2 protein-coding genes and 1 pseudogene are annotated in these 1,736 nt (G+C 63.1%); all 3 read left to right on the forward strand.

The window, feature by feature from the left end:
• Window positions 1–96 precede the first annotated feature (96 nt).
• Entirely contained in the window at window positions 97–825 is a 729-nt protein-coding gene (locus tag BST10_RS22090; RefSeq protein ID WP_083040770.1) for an integrase core domain-containing protein, read from the forward strand.
• 45 nt (window positions 826–870) lie between these two features.
• On the forward strand, window positions 871–1,104 hold the full coding sequence (locus BST10_RS22095; protein WP_083040772.1) for a hypothetical protein: 234 nt from the start codon (window positions 871–873) through the stop codon (window positions 1,102–1,104).
• 114 nt (window positions 1,105–1,218) lie between these two features.
• Window positions 1,219–1,659: pseudogene (locus BST10_RS22100) on the forward strand (transposase); the annotation flags it as partial.
• Between the last annotated feature and the right edge of the window lie 77 nt (window positions 1,660–1,736).

Consider the following 1,736-nt stretch of genomic DNA (forward strand, 5'->3'; position numbering starts at 1 on the left):
TCCGCGCGCAGGGTGCGCACCATCCGCACCGCGGAGGCCTTCTCCTCCGGACTGTAACGACGACTCGTCGGTTTACCCGGCGACTGCTTGTTCGACATGGCTCCATCCTCGTTTCCAAGGTTCGGAGCCTCCACGCAACCCAGGGCGATTCAGTTCCCAGACTGGGTCGACTACACGCCGAACTCGATCTGGATCTACGACACGACGCACTTCACCAGGGCCAGTATGGCGGTGCTGATCATTCAGGATCTGGTCTCACGCAAGTGGATCACCGAGGTGGTCTCCGCCGAGGAAACCTCCACTCAGGTCGAAGTCGGGTTCACCGACGCACTTGATGCCGAGGGCCTCCTGGACGCCGTCGAGCGACGCCAAGACGGCCTCGTCGACCTCGACACCGACGACCAGGCCCGGCCGATCCTGCTCGCGGTATCTGACAACGGCCCGCAGATGACATCGGGGTCCACCCGGGAGTTCATGGCGTTGTGCGCGATCGCCCAGCACTTCGGCCGCCCGGGCACCCCGACCGATCAGGCATGGATCGAGAGCTTCAACGGCCACCTCAAGGCCGAGTTTCCGCACCTGCTCGCGATCACCGACCCCGCCACCCTGCGCGCTGAACTCGCCATCACTCGCGAGCACTGGAACGGGGTCCGGCTGCATGCCGGCATCAGATACGTCACACCCAACGACGAACACGAAGGACGAGGGGAGGCCATCCGCAAAGCACGACAAGCCGGGCTCGAATCCGCCCGCAACCGCCGCCTTGCCTGGCACCGCAAGAACCGGCACACTCAACCCATCAAGGACCCCACCGATGTTGTCTGATCCAACGCGAATCTCTATCGCAAAGTCAGAAACAGGTCAACTCCGGTGCACGCCTCCTGGCTCAACCAAGTCGAGATTTACTTCTCCATCGTGCAACGGAAAATACTAACTCCCAACGACTTCCCCGACCTCGCCGCGCTCAAGCAACGCCTGACGGCGTTTCAGGACCGCTACAACGCCACCCACAGGCCCTTCACCTGGCGCTACACCGCCGCAGACCTACACGAGCACCTGACGCGACTCGACACCAACGACACTTCCCAAACACACGCCGCATGACCCCCGACGAACTGAACCGCCCCGGGTTCGATGCCAATGCCGTTAACGGGACTGTCGCAGTAACGGTGTAAGTGGCCTGACGGCCCCCCGGTGTGTCGGGGGCAGAAGGGTCGTCTGATGACCGAGACTGTCGTGGCTGTGGAGCCATCGCAGAGCAGTGAAGAACAGACCGCTTCGGCGGCGATTGAAGTCCCTGAGAACCGCGAGGTCGATGAGCTGGAAGTCGCCCGCGAGTTGGTGCGTCAGGCCCGTGATGCGGGGGTGGCGCTGACCGGCCCGGACGGGTTGCTCAAGGCGGTCACCAAAACGGTGGTCGAGACCGCACTCGACGAGGAATTGTCAGAGCACCTCGGTTATGACAAGCACGCCCCGGAAGGCCGCGGTAGCGGCAACTCTCGCAACGGGGTCCGTTCGAAAACGGTGCTCACCGATGCCTGTGGAGCGGTGGCTATCGACGTGCCGCGGGACCGGGACGGCAGCTTTGAGCCGCAGATCGTCAAGAAGCGCCAGCGCCGGCTCACCGATGTCGATGAGGTGGTGTTATCGCTGTATGCCTGAGCCGTCCCGGTAAGTCCGGAGACTCCCGATCTTGGGAGGATTCGAGTTATGGGACGTGCAAGCAGGTATCCCGC

The sequence above is a fragment of the Mycolicibacter algericus DSM 45454 genome (genome assembly GCF_002086455.1).
In the GTDB taxonomy this organism is placed as follows: Bacteria; Actinomycetota; Actinomycetes; order Mycobacteriales; family Mycobacteriaceae; genus Mycobacterium; species Mycobacterium algericum.